Annotated in this window: 13 protein-coding genes; 8 read left to right on the forward strand and 5 right to left on the reverse strand. The window is 56.2% G+C overall.

The annotated features are described in order from the left end of the window. Nucleotides 1-17 precede the first annotated feature (17 nt). From VQ830_RS02815 to VQ830_RS02825, 3 genes are all read left to right on the forward strand, one after another. Nucleotides 18-2,153: a molybdopterin oxidoreductase family protein gene (locus tag VQ830_RS02815; protein ID WP_337266524.1), complete on the forward strand. Its 2,136-nt coding sequence runs from the start codon at nt 18-20 to the stop codon at nt 2,151-2,153. Continuing rightward, entirely contained in the window at nt 2,153-2,749 is a 597-nt protein-coding gene (locus tag VQ830_RS02820) for an NUDIX domain-containing protein (protein WP_337266525.1), read from the forward strand. Before VQ830_RS02815 ends, VQ830_RS02820 begins: the two co-directional genes overlap by 1 nt. A gap of 114 nt (nt 2,750-2,863) precedes the next feature. Next, nucleotides 2,864-4,006 carry an alpha-D-ribose 1-methylphosphonate 5-triphosphate diphosphatase gene (locus VQ830_RS02825; RefSeq protein ID WP_337266526.1) on the forward strand — a complete coding sequence of 381 codons (1,143 nt, stop codon included), beginning with the start codon at nt 2,864-2,866 and terminating at the stop codon, nt 4,004-4,006. Nucleotides 4,007-4,045: 39 nt separating this feature from the next. Here the strand turns inward: VQ830_RS02825 and purN are convergent, their stop codons facing one another. From purN to VQ830_RS02840, 3 genes are all read right to left on the reverse strand, one after another. Then, nucleotides 4,046-4,720 (reverse strand): phosphoribosylglycinamide formyltransferase, encoded by a 675-nt coding sequence (purN, locus tag VQ830_RS02830; protein WP_337266527.1) that lies wholly within the window; start codon nt 4,718-4,720, stop codon nt 4,046-4,048. Next, nucleotides 4,717-5,790: a phosphoribosylformylglycinamidine cyclo-ligase gene (purM, locus tag VQ830_RS02835; protein WP_337266528.1), complete on the reverse strand. Its 1,074-nt coding sequence runs from the start codon at nt 5,788-5,790 to the stop codon at nt 4,717-4,719. The genes purN and purM overlap by 4 nt, the downstream gene beginning before the upstream one ends. Before the next feature lie 154 nt (nt 5,791-5,944). After that, entirely contained in the window at nt 5,945-6,706 is a 762-nt protein-coding gene (locus tag VQ830_RS02840; RefSeq protein WP_337266529.1) for a DeoR/GlpR family DNA-binding transcription regulator, read from the reverse strand. Between the two features lie 83 nt (nt 6,707-6,789). Here VQ830_RS02840 and VQ830_RS02845 point away from each other — a divergent pair, with 83 nt between their 5' ends. The 5 genes from VQ830_RS02845 to ppx all read left to right on the forward strand — a co-directional run bounded on the left by VQ830_RS02845 (nt 6,790) and on the right by ppx (nt 13,204). Then, nucleotides 6,790-7,374 (forward strand): NUDIX domain-containing protein, encoded by a 585-nt coding sequence (locus VQ830_RS02845; RefSeq protein WP_337266530.1) that lies wholly within the window; start codon nt 6,790-6,792, stop codon nt 7,372-7,374. A gap of 168 nt (nt 7,375-7,542) precedes the next feature. Beyond that, entirely contained in the window at nt 7,543-8,679 is a 1,137-nt protein-coding gene (locus tag VQ830_RS02850) for an AI-2E family transporter (RefSeq protein ID WP_337266531.1), read from the forward strand. Beyond that, nucleotides 8,676-9,389: a DnaA regulatory inactivator HdaA gene (gene hdaA, locus VQ830_RS02855; protein ID WP_337266532.1), complete on the forward strand. Its 714-nt coding sequence runs from the start codon at nt 8,676-8,678 to the stop codon at nt 9,387-9,389. Before VQ830_RS02850 ends, hdaA begins: the two co-directional genes overlap by 4 nt. A 135-nt stretch (nt 9,390-9,524) precedes the next feature. Beyond that, nucleotides 9,525-11,672: an RNA degradosome polyphosphate kinase gene (locus tag VQ830_RS02860; RefSeq protein WP_337266628.1), complete on the forward strand. Its 2,148-nt coding sequence runs from the start codon at nt 9,525-9,527 to the stop codon at nt 11,670-11,672. An 11-nt stretch (nt 11,673-11,683) separates the two neighbouring features. Further along, a complete protein-coding gene (gene ppx / locus VQ830_RS02865) occupies nt 11,684-13,204 on the forward strand; it encodes an exopolyphosphatase (RefSeq protein WP_337266533.1) in 1,521 nt (506 codons plus the stop codon). Nucleotides 13,205-13,319: 115 nt separating this feature from the next. Here ppx and VQ830_RS02870 read toward each other — a convergent pair whose 3' ends face one another. Together VQ830_RS02870 and VQ830_RS02875 are read right to left on the reverse strand one after the other, a co-directional pair. Next, nucleotides 13,320-14,675: an esterase-like activity of phytase family protein gene (locus VQ830_RS02870; RefSeq protein WP_337266534.1), complete on the reverse strand. Its 1,356-nt coding sequence runs from the start codon at nt 14,673-14,675 to the stop codon at nt 13,320-13,322. 66 nt (nt 14,676-14,741) lie between these two features. Then, the gene (locus VQ830_RS02875; protein WP_337266629.1) at nt 14,742-15,827 is read right to left on the reverse strand and encodes an adenylate/guanylate cyclase domain-containing protein; all 1,086 of its coding nucleotides are present in this window, start codon (nt 15,825-15,827) and stop codon (nt 14,742-14,744) included. Between the last annotated feature and the right edge of the window lie 63 nt (nt 15,828-15,890).

Consider the following 15,890-nt stretch of genomic DNA (forward strand, 5'->3'; position numbering starts at 1 on the left):
TGGCTTATAGAAAACGCATGAACATTGCGACCCCCATCCAAGACACAAGCCCGTCGTCCAAGCCCCTCATCGGCCATACGGCATGTCCGCACGATTGTCCCTCAACCTGTGCGCTTGAAGTTGATCTTATGGCAGAAGGGCGCATTGGCCGCGTGCGCGGCGCGCCCGACAACAGCTACACGGCAGGCGTGATTTGCGCAAAAGTAGCGCGATATGCGGAGCGGCTTTATCATCCGGAGCGGCTTTTGAAACCCTTGAGGCGCGCAGGGGAAAAGGGGAGCGGCAGCTGGCAGGAGATCAGTTGGGAAGATGCGTTGGACGAAATTGCTGAAGCGTTCGTCAAGGCAGAGGCGGCGCACGGATCACAGGCGGTATGGCCTTACTTTTACGCCGGTACCATGGGGTGGGTGCAGCGCGATTCGATCGAACGGCTGAGGCATGCCAAGCGTTATTCCGGTTTCTTTTCTTCCATCTGCACTAACCCCGCATGGACCGGTTATGTCGCGGCAACCGGCGCGCTGAGAGGCCCGGATCCGCGCGAGATGGCAAAATCAGATTGCGTCGTTATCTGGGGAACCAATGCGGTTGCAACCCAAGTCAACGTCATGACGCATGCGATCAGGGCCCGCAAGGAGCGCGGTGCCAAGATCGTTGTCATCGACGTCTATGACAATCCCACGATGAAGCAGGCCGATCTGAAATTGATCCTTCGTCCCGGCACCGACGCAGCGTTGGCTTGCGCCGTCATGCATATTGCTTTCCGCGATGGTTATGCGGACAGAGCATATATGGCCGAGTTCGCTGACGATCCTGCCGGCCTTGAGGCTCATCTTCAAACGCGTAGCCCGCAGTGGGCGTCCTCGATTACCGGTCTCACCGTTGACGAGATCGAGCGCTTTGGTGCGTTGATTGGAAAGACCTCCAGAAGCTATTTCCGCTTGGGCTACGGCTTTACCAGACAACGCAATGGCGCTGTGGCGATGCATGCGGCCGCTTCGGTTGCGACCGTGCTCGGATCATGGAAACACGAGGGCGGTGGCGCCTTCCATTCCAACAACGACATTTTCCGGCTGGATAATTCCACGCTTGTTGGCCGCGGCATGCGCGACCCCAGTATTCGCATGCTCGATCAATCGCAGATCGGCCGCGTTTTGACGGGCGATTCAACGGCCCTGCGACACGGCGTCCCGGTCACGGCGATGCTGATACAAAATACCAATCCAGTGAATATCGCCCCGGAACAGCGTCTCGTCCGCCAAGGCTTTGCACGAAATGACCTCTTCGTCGCAGTGCACGAGCACTTCATGACGGAGACGGCCGAAATGGCCGATATTGTTTTGCCAGCCACCATGTTCGTCGAGCATGACGATCTTTATCGTGCGGGCGGGCAGAGTCACATTTTGCTGGGCCCGAAGCTTGTAGAGCCGCCGCCAACCGTCAGGACGAACCTTCATGTCATTGAGGAGCTTGCCAAGCGTCTCGGCGTTGCCGATATGCCGGGCTTCGGGCTGAATGAGCGGCAGATGATCGATCAAATCCTTGCAGCCAGCAACGTGCCCGACTACGAGTGGTTCCTCGAGCATAAGTGGTTTGACCGGATACCTGCTTTCGAAGAAGCACATTACCTTGACGGCTTCGCGCATCCGGGCAAGCGGTTCCGTTTCAGGCCTGACTGGTCTCATCAGCCAGCGCCCAACCGCCCGCCAGAATCTGTCGGGCTTCTCGGCCCTGCGGCTGAGATGCCGGCGTTCCCGGATCAATTCGATGTCATCGAAACGGTCGATGCGGATCATCCCTATCGGCTCGCGACGTCGCCGGCACGCAACTTCTTGAATTCGAGCTTTGCCGAGACGTCAACCTCACGGCAAAAAGAGGGAAGGCCGGAGGTGATGATCAATCAAGCCGACGCTACGGCCGCTGGCATTGCTTCAGGCGATATCGTTCGGATCGGTAACGGGCGGGGTGACCTGCGCATCCATGCGCGTGTCACCGATGAAGTCAAGCCGGGCGTTCTGGTGGCTGAGGGGCTCTGGCCAAATAAGGCGCATCTTGATGGCGAAGGGATCAACGTCCTCACGGGGGCCGATCCCGTGGCTCCGTATGGTGGAGCGGCCGTTCATGACAACAAAGTGTGGCTGCGAAAGGACGCATGATGACCATTGCCAATCAGGCGAAAATTGAAATCGTCGAGGAAAAAGTCCTCTCAAATGGCTGGACGAAGCTCAGCACGTTCGACGTCGCTTATACCAGCTCAAAGGGTCATACCGACCGCCTGAAACGGGAAATCTACCATCGCACGCCTGCCGCTGCCGTTTTTCTCTATGACCCCACGCGCGATATCGTCGTCCTGGTTCGTCAGTTTCGGTTGCCTGTCTATTTGCATGAGAAGCCGGGCTTCACACTGGAAGCGCCCGCTGGTCTTCTGGACGAGGATGCGCCGGAAGAGGCGATCAGGCGAGAGGTTCTGGAAGAAACGGGCTACCGTGCGAGAGATGTGCGGTTCCTTTTTAGAGTGTACAGCTCGCCTGGCGCAGTCACCGAAACCATTCATCTTTTCGCGGCTCTGGTCGAACCTTCCGACCGCGTGGCTGCTGGCGGCGGGCTCGCCGATGAGCATGAGGATATCGAGGTGGTCGAGATGTCGCTCCGAGAGGCGCTCGATATGATCGATAGCGGCGAAATCATCGACGCCAAGACCATTATTCTCCTGCAATGGGCGATGCTGAATCGCGACCGGCTCTGTAGCTAGTCCGGCGGACCGATCCACGACTCGATCCATTCAACTCAATGAACCGTCGCGTCATATGACTGTCATCGAGCGGCTTTACCGGATCGGCGCGTTCGTTTTTTTAGGAGAAGTCTAATGTGGCTCGGCAATTTTATCCTCGTCCTTGCCGACGAGGTCGTCAAAAGCGGTTCTGTCCGCGTCGAAGACGGAGTCATTGCAGAGATCCGCGACGTGCCTGTTGAAACACCCGACATCGATGGCGGTGGTCGCTACCTCATGCCGGGTTTCATCGATCTTCATGGCGATATGATCGAACGCGAAATTGCGCCACGGCCCAATGCGAGAATGCCGATCGACTTTGGCATTCATGAACTCGACAAGAAGTTGACGATCGCCGGCGTGACGACTGCCTTTGCGGCCGTGTCCTTTGCAACGGACAGTGTGTACGGGCATGTACGCCAGCTTTCGACAACATCGGCGGTGATCGAGGAGCTTCGCCGCCTGCGCGAAGACCTCCTAATCGACCATCGGGTTCATGCACGATATGAAATTACCAATGTTGATGCGGCGCCCGTCTTGGAAAAACTCTTGGGTGCCGGTCACGTTGATATGGTGTCCTTGACCGATCACACGCCGGGGCAGGGGCAATATAACGACCTCGAAAGCTATATCCTGAGTATATCGGAACGCCGCGCCATGACGCGTGAAATGGCGGCCGAGATCGCGGCAGAACGTATCGCCCGTCGGAATAATCCGCTTATTGACGCCAAGCTCACTGAAATCGCGTACCAAGTTCGTCGTCAAGGTCTGTCGCTTGCGTCACATGATGATGATAGCGTCGAGAAGGTTGCCCAGATGCACGATCTTGGAGTGACGATGAGCGAGTTTCCGGTCACCCTGCCGGCGGCCTTGGAGGCGAGACGGCGTGGTTTATCGACATTGATGGGAGCGCCGAACGCTCTTCGCGGGCAATCTATGTCCGGCAATCTCAGCGCGCTTGATGCCGCAAAACAAGGCGTTCTTTCAGTCATTGCAGCTGACTATCATCCGCCGGCCTTCATTCCGGGTATCTTTCGGCTCGCGGAGCTGGTGGGTCTTCCGGCCGCGGTTGCGATGGCGACCAAGAATGCTGCCGAGGCAGCGGGCATGAGCGATCGAGGCGAAATTGCTTTCGGTAAGCGTGCCGATCTCGTTGCCGTCGAGCGTGGCAGCGTGCATCGATTGCGTGCCACATTCCGCGGAGGGCGTTTCGTTTATAGTGACGGCACGTTGCACTGATGGCGTGCGCCAGCGTCCATCACCCGCGATTGCCGGAAACTAGAAGTTCTTGTCACCAATCAGTGAAATGAACCCCGGAGCTGGGGTCGTCTCGGAGAAATCGACAGCAACAGCCCGGCCGTCTTCCATCTTGACCTTGCCTTCAGCAACACGCCTTAAAGCGGGCGCATAGATCTGATGTTCGACAGCGAGGACACGGGCTGCCAGGATCTCTGCCGTGTCGCTCGACAAAACGGGGACTGCTGCCTGCCCGATCACAGGTCCCTCATCCATACCTTCGGTGACGAAATGCACCGTGCAACCGGCCACCCGCATGCCTGCATCGATCGCGCGCTGATGCGTATGAAGGCCAGGGAAAAGCGGCAGGAGGGACGGATGGATATTCAGAATGCGCCCTTCGTAGCGACGGATGAATTCGCTGGAGAGCAGGCGCATATAGCCAGCAAGACACACAAAATCCGGGGCGAGTTGATCGAGCGCTCCGAATATTGCCGCCTCATGCGCTTCTTTGCTGTGGTACTCTCGGCGTGGAAAGACGAAGGTCGGAATGCCCTCGGCCGCCGCCTTGGCGATGCCGCCAGCTTTCGCCTTGTCCGACACAACGCCGACGATCTCGACCGGAAAATCGTCAGCTTTTGCAGCGGCGATCAGGGCAAGCATGTTGGAGCCGCTGCCCGAGATCATCACGACAACGCGCTTGGGATTGCTCGTCATAGTGACAGGCTACCCGTGTAGACAGTACCGGCATCGCCTTCGTTGCGCGCAATCATGCGGCCCAAGGTAAAGACGCTTTCGCCTTCCGCCTTCAGCGCGCTTGCAACCTCGTCTGCTTTATCGGCAGGAACAACCGCAATCATACCGACTCCGCAGTTGAACGTGCGCAGCATTTCCTTGGCTTCGACGCCACCTGTCTTTGACAGCCAGCCGAAGACAGCCGGAGCGCTGACGGCGTCGAGATTAATCTCGGCTGCGAGATGTTTGGGCAGAACACGTGGGATATTTTCAGGAAAACCACCGCCGGTAATATGGGCAAGCGCCTTGATCGCCCCCGTCTCGCGGATCACCTTGAGCAGCGGCTTGACATAGATGCGGGTAGGAACGAGAAGCGCTTCGCCCAAAGTCTTGCCGTCTGCAAACGGGGCGGGCGCGTCCCAGCCAAGGCCTGAGATTTCAACGATCTTGCGAACCAGCGAAAAGCCGTTTGAATGAACGCCGGAAGATGCAAGCCCCAGGATGACATCGCCCTCTGCGATGTCGCCGGATGGCAGCAAGGCACCGCGCTCGGCCGCGCCGACGGCAAATCCTGCCAGATCGTAATCTCCGGTGGCGTACATGCCGGGCATTTCAGCTGTCTCTCCGCCGATCAAGGCGCATCCTGCATCCCGGCATCCTGTTGCAATGCCATTGACGATCGCCGCGCCTTGGTCGGGGTCAAGTTTACCTGTTGCAAAATAGTCGAGAAAGAAGAGGGGCTCGGCGCCCTGAACGACCAGATCGTTCACACACATTGCAACGAGGTCGATGCCCACGGTGTCGTGATAATCGGCATCGATCGCGATCTTCAGCTTCGTGCCAACGCCATCGTTAGCCGCCACCAGAACCGGATCTTTGAAGCCAGCCGCCTTCAGATCGAAGAGGCCACCAAAGCCGCCGATCTCTCCATCGGCACCTGGCCGGCGAGTTGAGCGCACGGCGGGCTTTATCTTTTCGACCAGCAGATTGCCGGCGTCGATATCGACTCCGGCATCGCTATAGGTAAGGCCATTTTTTCCAGACTGGCTCATGCTCTTCTCCAGCGGTCCTTGGAAGGAAGCTTAAGCCTCCACGACATGTAGGTCGCAATTGCATGACAGGCCGGTTTATGCAAGGCGCGACGTTATGAAAGCCCGGATTTTCAGTGATCTGAACGAGTGAACAAGCCTCTACCTGCGGTACGCACTATGATCCAGTGCGGATAATGGTCAGTTTTTGGTCTTCGAACGGGTGAAGAAGATGGGCAGGACAGTTCTTCTCGACGATCATTGCGTCCGCGTTGCTGATCGCCGCGACCTGGTAGGCAGAAACCGATCCCAGTTTTTCCTGCGAGGCAAGCAGAATGGTTTCCGCTGATTGGCGGTTGATGGCTCTCTTGATCGCCGCCTCTTCGCGGTCACCAGTGGTAAGGCCATATTCCATATGAATACCGGTGACACCCATGAAATAGAGATCCGCGCGGATCCTAGAAATACCCTCGATGGCCGCAGCGCCGACGGCCACGTTCGAGTGTTTGTAAATTTGTCCGCCGATGAGTTCCAACTGAATACTCGGATGATCGAGAAGTGCACCAACGATATCCGGGCTGTGCGTGACGACGGTGAGGCTCAGTTCCCTGGGCAAAGCCTTTGCAACGGCAACAGCGGTTGTGCCACCGTCGAGAAAGACGATTTGTCCTTTCTTGACGAGAGCGGCTGCGGTTTTGGCAATCGCCGCTTTCCCGCTAGCCGACACGCTTCGCCGTGTCGCAAGATCTGCAAGCGCTTTTGAAGCGGGAAGCGCACCGCCGTGAACGCGCTGCAACAGCCCTTCTGCCGCCAGTTCGCGCAGGTCGCGGCGGATTGTATCCTCAGAAAGTTCAAATCGTTCACTCAGATCCTTCGCAACAACGCGCCCGTCCTTTCGAAGCGTTTCAAGGATCAGCTTCTTTCTCTCGACTGTCAGCATGCTCGCTCCTTCGCAGTTGCACGATATTGCACGAAAAACAGAATCGTGCAATATCGTGCATACATCAAATGGAGGAACTGCCGATGACGATGTCGCAGCGCGTTAAAATCGAAAATGTGATCACGCTTTCCGATGACTGGTATGTTCTTAAAAAGACGACCTTCAGCTTTCTGCGTGCGGACGGAACATGGCAACGCCAAAGTCGTGAAACCTACGATCGCGGCAACGGTGCAACTATTCTTCTGTACGATCTGCAGCGCCGGACAGTCGTGCTGACGAGGCAGTTTCGCTATCCCGCTTTCGTGAATGGCCATGAGGACTTGCTCATCGAAGCGCCTGCAGGATTGCTGGACAATGCTCGGCCGGAAGAGCGTATCAAAGCGGAAGTCGAGGAAGAGACAGGCTATCGGATCAGCGATGTCCGGCAGATCTTCGACGCCTTTATGAGCCCCGGCTCGGTGACGGAACGTCTGCACTTCTTCGTCGCGGCTTATACCCCGCATGACCGCGTCTCCGATGGCGGCGGAAATATAGAGGAGGGCGAGGACATCGAGCGCCTCGAGCCGACGATCGAGGAAGCTCTGGAAATGATCGAAGACGGGCGGATCAGGGATGGTAAGACCATCATGCTCTTGCAATATGCTGCCCTGCAGATATTCGGGAAATGACAGGTAAGCACCGTTTATGCATTCTTGCCCACGACATCGCCAGTGGCGAGCGCCCTTCCACTGGCTCTGAATAGATCTAAAGCCGTCAGGCTTGACGACCTTCTCTCGCGCGTCCTATCTGCATAGGGCGCCTGCCTAAACGCGGCTGCGGTCTCATGAGGGAAAGCAATGACAGGGCAGGTAAGCGGATCGGGTTTGAAGCGGCAAGTCGTTTTCTGGTTGATCGCGCTTGTCGTCTTCATTGTTTTTCTCCTGGTTTTCAGCTCGATCCTTTTGCCCTTCCTTGCCGGAATGGCGGTCGCCTATTTTCTTGATCCAATTGCCGATCGTCTAGAGCGAGTTGGTCTCAGCCGCCTGATGGCAACGATCGTCATCCTGGTTTCCTTTATTTTGATCATCGCCCTTGCCCTGATGCTGCTGATCCCTGTGCTTGTGACGCAGTTGACGGAGTTTGCCGGGCGTTTTCCGAGCTATATTGATCAACTGCAGGATTTTCTTGCCAACTCCAAAAATTGGGCCATGCCGGCGTGGCTCAAAAATCAGATCGGCACGATCCGAAGCAATTTCTCAGGGATCTTGTCGCAGGGCATTGGCTTCATGACGGGCCTTGTTGCCAGCGTCTGGAGTTCGAGCCTTGCGATTGTAAATCTGGTGTCTTTGATGGTGGTGACGCCGGTCGTGGCTTTTTACATGCTTCTGGATTGGGATCGTATGATCGCTCAGATCGACCGCTATATCCCACGCGCGCACGTCAAGGATGTTCATCAAATCGCTCGCCAGATCGATCGGTCGGTGGCCGGCTTCATTCGCGGCCAGGGATCTCTGTGCCTGATCCTTGGCGTCTATTATGCAGTCGGCTTGTCGCTGATCGGACTTAATTTCGGCCTGCTGATCGGCTTTTTCTCGGGCATGATCAGCTTCATCCCCTATGTCGGCTCCATGGTGGGCCTCATTCTGGCCGTTGGTGTTGCGATCGTGCAGTTTTGGCCGGATTACCTTTGGGTGGGCGCGGTTCTGGCTGTCTTCTTTTCCGGGCAATTCATTGAGGGCAATATTCTGCAGCCGAAGCTGGTTGGGCAAAGCGTCGGGCTCCACCCAGTTTGGCTGATGTTTGCTCTTTTCGCGTTCGGCGCCTTGTTCGGCTTTGTGGGCCTTCTTGTTGCCGTTCCGGCAGCTGCCATCATTGGCGTTCTTGTGCGCTTTGCGCTTTCACGTTACCTTGAAAGCGATCTTTATGCCGGCGGAGCACCACGCGCCAGCGCCGACACAACAAGATATGAGACAAGAAAAATCGATACAAAATGAACGACCCTAAGAAGGCCGGCTTCAAGCGCAGCGCCGCAGAACAGCTGCCGCTTGCCTTTACTCATGATTCTGCACGTGGGCGCGAGGATCTGCTCGTCTCGGAGCGTCTTGCCGCAGCCGTCTCTATTGTCGACGCATGGCCAAACTGGTCATCGCCCGTCGTCATCATAACCGGACCTGCAGGTTCTGGAAAATCGCACCTTGCGCATATCTGGAAAGAGCTAAGCGGTGCCACAGCTATCAATGCGCAGGCTGAAGGAGACGGCGCTCTTGTCGCAGCCGCGGGCCCTGTCCTGATCGAAGACGCAGATCGACGCGGTTTCGACGACCGGGAGCTATTCCACGTGATCAACAGCGTGCGGGAAAATGGCTTTAGCCTGTTGATGACCAGCCGCTTGTGGCCGATGTCTTGGCCGGTAGAACTTCCCGATCTGCGCTCTCGGTTGAAGGCCGCGACGACCGTCGAAATCGGCGAGCCTGATGATACTTTTCTGACCCAGTTCATCATAAAGCTCTTCGCCGATCGCCAACTTTACATAGATGACAAACTTGTCCTTTATATCGTCCATCGGATGGAGCGTTCGCTTCAGGCCGCTCAAACGATTGTCGAGCGTCTCGATATGCTGGCGCTTTCCAGGGGAACGCGAATAACAAGGACCTTGGCGGCAGAGGTTTTGAACGAGCTTGAGGGAAGTGCCACGCTTGAGTAGCTGCTGTCACAGTTCTGTCTTTAAACTGTTATAATTCCCAATGAATCGAAAAGCTTAAGGGTGGAGAACATGGACGGAGCGATCGAAGCAGCAGTCACCGCGCAAGACGGCAAGCCTGCCGAAACCGCTTCGCCTATTGATGTCGAGGAGCTCCTGAAGAGCCCTGAACGCTTCATCAATCGCGAATTTTCCTGGCTTCAGTTCAATCGGCGCGTTCTTGAAGAAACGCTGAACGTGGAGCATCCACTCCTGGAGCGCGTCCGCTTCCTGTCCATTTCCGCCGCCAACCTCGATGAATTCTTTATGGTTCGCGTCGCAGGGCTGGAAGGCCAGGTCCGCCAGAACATTGTCGTGCGCACACCCGACGGCAAGACACCGGCAGAACAGCTCGATGCCATTTTGCACGAAATCGACAATCTGCAGATGGAGCAGCAGGCGTCTCTGGCCGTGCTGCAGCAATATCTGGCCAAGGAAGACGTGCTTATCGTACGCCCAGCCGCACTGGACGATGCAGACCGCGCTTGGCTCGCAAGTGAATTTGAACAGCAGATATTCCCTGTATTGACGCCGCTGTCGATCGATCCGGCCCATCCGTTCCCATTCATTCCAAACCTCGGTTTTTCGATCGGTTTGCAGCTGGTCAGCAAGACGGGCCGCGAGCCAATGACGGCGCTTCTGCGTCTGCCTCCGGCGCTTGATCGTTTCGTTCGCCTGCCGGACGCGGAGGGTGCGATCCGGTATATTACGCTCGAAGATGTCGTCGGTATCTTCATCCACAGGCTCTATCCTGGCTACGAAGTCCAGGGCGCTGGAACGTTTCGTCTTATTCGAGACAGCGATATTGAAGTCGAGGAAGAAGCCGAAGACCTTGTCCGTTTCTTCGAGACTGCGCTAAAGCGCCGTCGTCGCGGCAAGGTCATCCGTATCGAGACGGATTCCGAAATGCCCGCGTCTCTGCGCCAATTCGTGGTTCAGGCTTTGGGCGTGCCGGATAATCGCGTGGCGGTTCTGCCGGGGCTGCTGGCCCTTAATACACTGTCCGAAATTACCAAAGCCCCGCGCGATGATCTTCGCTTCCAGCCCTATAATGCCCGATTTCCCGAACGCGTCCGCGAGCATGCAGGCGACTGCTTTGCCGCCATCCGCGAAAAGGACATGGTGGTTCACCACCCCTATGAGAGCTTTGACGTCGTTGTCCAGTTTCTGCTCCAGGCTGCGCGAGATCCTGATGTTTTGGCGATAAAGCAGACGCTTTATCGGACATCCAACGACAGCCCCATCGTTCGGGCTCTTGTTGATGCGGCCGAGGCAGGCAAATCCGTAACGGCCTTGGTGGAGTTGAAGGCTCGGTTCGATGAAGAGGCGAACATTCGTTGGGCAAGAGACCTTGAGCGGGCCGGTGTGCAAGTCGTCTTCGGCTTCATTGAACTCAAGACCCATGCCAAAATGTCGATGGTCGTCCGCCGCGAGGAGGGCAAGCTGAGGACCTATTGCCATCTGGGAACCGGCAACTACCATCCGATCACCGCCAAGATTTACACCGACCTTTCGTTCTTCACCTGCAATCCGGTCGTCGCCCATGACATGGCCAATATCTTCAATTTCATCACGGGCTATGGTGAGCTCGAAGCCAGCATGAAGCTTGCCGTCTCGCCATATACTTTGCGCTCGCGCATTGTCGGCTTGATCCGCGAAGAGGCAGAGCATGCTAAGGCTGGACGGCCGGCAGCGATCTGGATGAAAATGAACGCCTTGGTCGACCCGGAAATCATCGATGCTCTTTATGCCGCCAGCCGAGCTGGGGTCGAAATCGATCTGGTGGTACGCGGCATTTGCTGCCTGCGTCCGCAGGTGCCAGGCCTTTCCAACAATATCCGCGTGAAATCGATCGTCGGCCGTTTCCTGGAGCACAGCCGCATTTTCTGCTTCGGCAATGGCCATGGACTGCCGTCCGATAAAGCTTTGGTTTATATCGGGTCAGCGGACATGATGCCTCGCAATCTCGATAGACGTGTCGAGACCTTGGTGCCACTTATTAATCCTACCGTCCATGAACAGGTCCTCTCACAGATTATGCTGGGCAATATCATTGACAATCAGCAAAGCTACGAGATATTGCCCGACGGTACATCCCGCCGCATGGAGGTGCGGAAAGGCGAAGAACCGTTCAACGCGCAGCAGTATTTCATGACCAATCCAAGCCTGTCGGGACGTGGTGAAGCCTTGAAATCCAGCGCGCCGAAGCTGATCGCGGGCCTGCTGTCAGGTCGCATGAAAAGATAAATTGGACCTGCATGGTTGAATCTGAAGCCCAGGGGCGTCTGCCTGGAATTGCCCCTGTCGCCGTCGTTGACATTGGTTCCAACTCCGTTCGCCTCGTGGTGTACGAAGGATTGTCACGTTCACCCACGATCCTGTTTAACGAAAAAGTCCTCTGTGGACTTGGCAAAGGCATAGCGGCGACTGGCCGTATGGACGAAACCAGCGTCGAACGCGCCCTGGCGGCCCTTCACAGGTTCAAGGTACTGGCAACACAGGCGCGCGCCTCCACCGTTTATGTCCTGGCAACCGCGGCGGCACGCGAAGCGGAAAATGGACCCGCTTTTATCCACAGTGCCGAAACGATCCTCGGCCGGAAAGTTCGTGTGCTCTCTGGAGAAGAGGAAGCACGCTTCTCCGCTTTCGGTATCATCAGCGGCTTTCATCACCCCAATGGGATCGTGGGAGATCTTGGCGGCGGTTCCCTTGAACTGGTCGATATCGTCGAGCACAAGATCGGTGCAGGTATCACGTTGCCGCTGGGCGGTATCCGGCTGTCCGAATATGCCGATGGATCTCTGGAAAAAGCCCGCAGTTTTGCGCGCAAGCATGTCCGCTCGGCCAAGGTCCTCGAGGGCGGGGCAGGGCGAACCTTCTACGCCGTAGGCGGAACCTGGCGAAACATTGCAAAGCTTCATATGGAGCTGACGAATTATCCGCTGCATATGATGCAGGGCTACGAAGTCGGCCTGGAAGAAATGCTCCGATTTTTGGAACAGGTGGAAAATTCGAAGGACTCAAAGGAGCCTGCCTTCCAGAATGTTTCCAAAAACAGGCGTGCGCTTCTGCCTTATGGCGCCGTTGCGATGCGCGAAGTCCTTACCATCATGCGGCCGTCAGTCGTTTCCTTTTCTGCGCAGGGTGTGCGGGAAGGGTATCTCTACTCGCTTTTACCGGACAGCGAACGCAGATCGGATCCTTTGCTCGCTGCGGCCGGGGAACTTGCCATCCTTCGCGCCCGCTCTCCTGAACATGCGCGGGAGCTTGCGGAATGGACAGGGCGGATGATGCCATTTTTCGGCATCGCCGAAACTGAGGAAGAGCAGCGGTATCGAAAGGCGGCGTGCCTTCTGGCTGACATCAGCTGGCGCGCTCATCCGGACTACCGTGGCCTCCAGGCACTCAACGTGATTGCTCACACATCTTTTGTCGGCATCACACATGCTGGCCGGGCTTATCTTGCGCTTGCCAATTATTATCGATTTGAGGGTCTGCGCGATGATGGAACGACAGACTCGCTTGCAAAGATCGCAACACCCCTGTTCGTAGAGCGGGCAAAACTTCTGGGCGGACTGCTGAGGGTGGTTTATCTTTTCTCGGCATCCATGCCAGGGATTGTGCGCAAGCTGACGTTTGCAACATCGAGCAATCCGGATCTCGACCTGGAATTCGTCGTTCCTGCTGAATATCGCGATTTCGCCGGAGAGCGGCTCGATGGACGTCTGCAGCAGCTCGCCAAACTCACGGGTAAGCGCCTGGCTTTTCGCTTCGAGTAGACTACGGCAGCTGCAACCGCTCCCGTTTTCGAAACACAATCCTGTCGATCATGCTTCACTTAAACGAGGGGTGCGCGCACCCCTCGTAAATCTTGAAGGCCATTGAGAATAGTTCTTATTTCGCCTGCAGAAGCGCACTCGCTTCAATCAGGCTGAATTCATTGTCATCGGCTTTATTGGTCTGACGTCCCGCAGAAAATGGCAGGTTGTTGTCGTTGCCGATGATGATGTGCGTTTCGTCGACCCGATCGACATTTTCAATTGTGACGAATGGCATGTCATAGAAGTCTTTGCCGTTATCGACGCGCTTCTTCTTATCCGGATCCTGAATATGCAAGAGGTCGATAAAACCGATCTTGCGGACGGCCTTGCCGACATTGCTGTCGTCGAAGGCAATCTTGTAAACACGCTTCAACTGGGCAGGCGCCTCAAAGCAGTCCGGGCCTGGAGCTTTGGGGTCGGGGCAGGCTTTATCCGTGGTTCCTTCGCCTCCGTCGCGCTCTATGACGAGAGCTGTTCCACGATCAAGAAGGTTGAAGTCTCCGATCGAGACGCCCTTATCTTCAAAAGGATAGAGCCAACTCCGGCCCGTCCATGCTTTCGACGCGACATCGAACTCCACGATACGAAGAGCGGTATGTCCATCCGCTTCCTCGGCTTTGCCATTTTGGAAAATAGGCCCTTCCAGAAGCCCGTAGAGTTTGCTTCCATCTTTCGCCATTGCCAACCCCTCGAAGCCGTTTGAGCGACGCAGATTAAAAGCAGGAAGGCTGTCCGTCGGCTTTGAAGGCAAGGACAGAACCGGATTATCGGGAGACATGACAGGCTTTCCATCCACAACGGTCGAAATGACGTCTGTCAGCTGCCCCTGTTTGCTGAACTTAAGAAGATAAGGTCCAAACTCTTCCCCAATCCAGAAGCCGTCTTCAACCGGCTGGATGGATTCAATGTCGAAATCCGCCCCGGTCAGATAACGCTTGTTCGCGCCTTCCATCACAATAGGAAAGGGCGCTTTTTTATCGGGGTCTGACAAGAAGACATTTTCGATGACCTCGTAGGTCCCCTTATCCCACTCAAAGCGCATGTGATGAAGAAAGAGCATGGCGTCACTGGAGTTAGCTTTGGAGCCGAAGCCATTGTCGGTCAACGTCCAGAATGTACCGTCGCTCATATGTTTGATCCCGGAAAAGCCCTGAAGGGGTTGCCCGTCGAAGGGCAGAGATAGGCCAGTCGGGCGTTTTCCATCCATGCCGGGAACCGTTCCCAAGGCTTCCGTTCGCTTCCGATCCGGCGTCGTGAATTTTCCGGAGTGTCGGAGGAACTCGGCAGCGTCGGCCGGCGCAGGCACCATCGTGTTGGCAGGAATGACCACTTGTCCGGCGAGCATTGCGGGAAACTCCTGCTGGTCCGCAAAAGCTTGTGTGGAAAGAATCGCAAGAAGCGAAATGGAGCCGAGAAGAAAGCGCGACATCATATTCCCCTGAAGTGAGTGACCGTTCGCGCTTAACAGTCTCTCCATGTCGGCACGTTGACGCTTCTATGAAGGTTTCCTAACAGAAGCTTCGCTAGCGGCGAAAGGAGTAGCAGAGCAGGTCTCTGTCGAGGTGCGCCGTGACAGGGCGGTCACTCCAATGTTCTGGTCTCGCCCTTTCACTGAATGAGCGCCAAGATCTTCTGCGATAACATCTGCTGGTAGCTCGATTTGCTGAACGAGTTCGGTTGAAATCAGGAAGGGCCTGTCCAACGTCCGGCAGAGCGTTTCAAGGCGTGAGGCAATGTTGATAGTGTCGCCGAAATAGGTGATCTTGCGGTGATCGACGCCAATCTCTGCCGTGATGACGTCGCCTCCGTGAAGGGCGGCGCGAAGGCTTGGCACCTGACCGAATGCATTGAGCCAGTGGTCGGCATCTCGCTCGATCTGATCCAGAATATCAAACATGCATCTGACGCACCTTGCCTTTTGCGTCCCTAGCCGCAGCGGCCAGCTGATGATCACCGCATCGCCGATATAATCGTCGATTGTGCCTTTATATCGACGCACTGGCTCGTCCATCGTCGCGAACAGAGCGCCGAGCAGTTCCTGCGTACGCATGTCGCCAAACTTTTCGGCAAAAGCCGTGGAGCCGACGAGGTCAATCGAGAGGAACACTCTCTTCTCGCGGAGGGGGACACGATATCGACTGACGAGCATGCTCATGAAAACTTCGCGGCCCAGAAGTTGGCGCACGCGCAGCACGAAAATCACGAGGATGCAGACCAGAAGCGCATAAATGAAAACGTTGAAGGGCAGGACAAGCGTGTGAACCCATGAGCGTGGATGGATGAGCCCAATGCTGGACAGCAATATTCCTGCCAGAGCATAGCCCGTGCTCATCAGGATTTCGTAGATGAATAGCGCCGCCAAAAGAAATGTCGGCGTTGGAAGACGCCGGATCCTGCGATGTATCCGCTTCAGGAAGATGCCGCGCTCGAACGCAAGAATCGGCATGCTGATGAAGAGCGCGAAGATTGCTCCGACTATGGGATGGGACTGCTCAGAGAACAGCTGATTGTAGATGATCCCACTTACAGCAACGACGGCAGAGATAAGCAGCCAGTTTTGAGCGGGGGAAATCTCGCGCATCTCACGACGCCGCCCGGAAACCATGAATAGCCTCATTAAAACAATGATCGGCGGCTTGAGCAC

The sequence above is a fragment of the Oryzifoliimicrobium ureilyticum genome, from assembly GCF_037199735.1.
In the GTDB taxonomy this organism is placed as follows: Bacteria; Pseudomonadota; Alphaproteobacteria; order Rhizobiales; family Rhizobiaceae; genus Rhizobium; species Rhizobium ureilyticus.

What these genes read in the sequence shown, in the direction of transcription:
- VQ830_RS02820 (WP_337266525.1), top strand. Translation starts at nt 2,153, where the DNA reads ATGACCATTGCCAATCAGGCGAAAATTGAAATCGTCGAGGAAAAAGTC.
- VQ830_RS02840 (WP_337266529.1), bottom strand. Translation starts at nt 6,706, where the DNA reads ATGCTGACAGTCGAGAGAAAGAAGCTGATCCTTGAAACGCTTCGAAAG.
- hdaA (WP_337266532.1), top strand. Translation starts at nt 8,676, where the DNA reads ATGAACGACCCTAAGAAGGCCGGCTTCAAGCGCAGCGCCGCAGAACAG.
- VQ830_RS02870 (WP_337266534.1), bottom strand. Translation starts at nt 14,675, where the DNA reads ATGTCGCGCTTTCTTCTCGGCTCCATTTCGCTTCTTGCGATTCTTTCC.
- VQ830_RS02845 (WP_337266530.1), top strand. Translation starts at nt 6,790, where the DNA reads ATGACGATGTCGCAGCGCGTTAAAATCGAAAATGTGATCACGCTTTCC.
- VQ830_RS02825 (WP_337266526.1), top strand. Translation starts at nt 2,864, where the DNA reads ATGTGGCTCGGCAATTTTATCCTCGTCCTTGCCGACGAGGTCGTCAAA.
- purN (WP_337266527.1), bottom strand. Translation starts at nt 4,720, where the DNA reads ATGACGAGCAATCCCAAGCGCGTTGTCGTGATGATCTCGGGCAGCGGC.
- VQ830_RS02875 (WP_337266629.1), bottom strand. Translation starts at nt 15,827, where the DNA reads ATGCGCGAGATTTCCCCCGCTCAAAACTGGCTGCTTATCTCTGCCGTC.
- purM (WP_337266528.1), bottom strand. Translation starts at nt 5,790, where the DNA reads ATGAGCCAGTCTGGAAAAAATGGCCTTACCTATAGCGATGCCGGAGTC.
- ppx (WP_337266533.1), top strand. Translation starts at nt 11,684, where the DNA reads ATGGTTGAATCTGAAGCCCAGGGGCGTCTGCCTGGAATTGCCCCTGTC.
- VQ830_RS02815 (WP_337266524.1), top strand. Translation starts at nt 18, where the DNA reads ATGAACATTGCGACCCCCATCCAAGACACAAGCCCGTCGTCCAAGCCC.
- VQ830_RS02850 (WP_337266531.1), top strand. Translation starts at nt 7,543, where the DNA reads ATGACAGGGCAGGTAAGCGGATCGGGTTTGAAGCGGCAAGTCGTTTTC.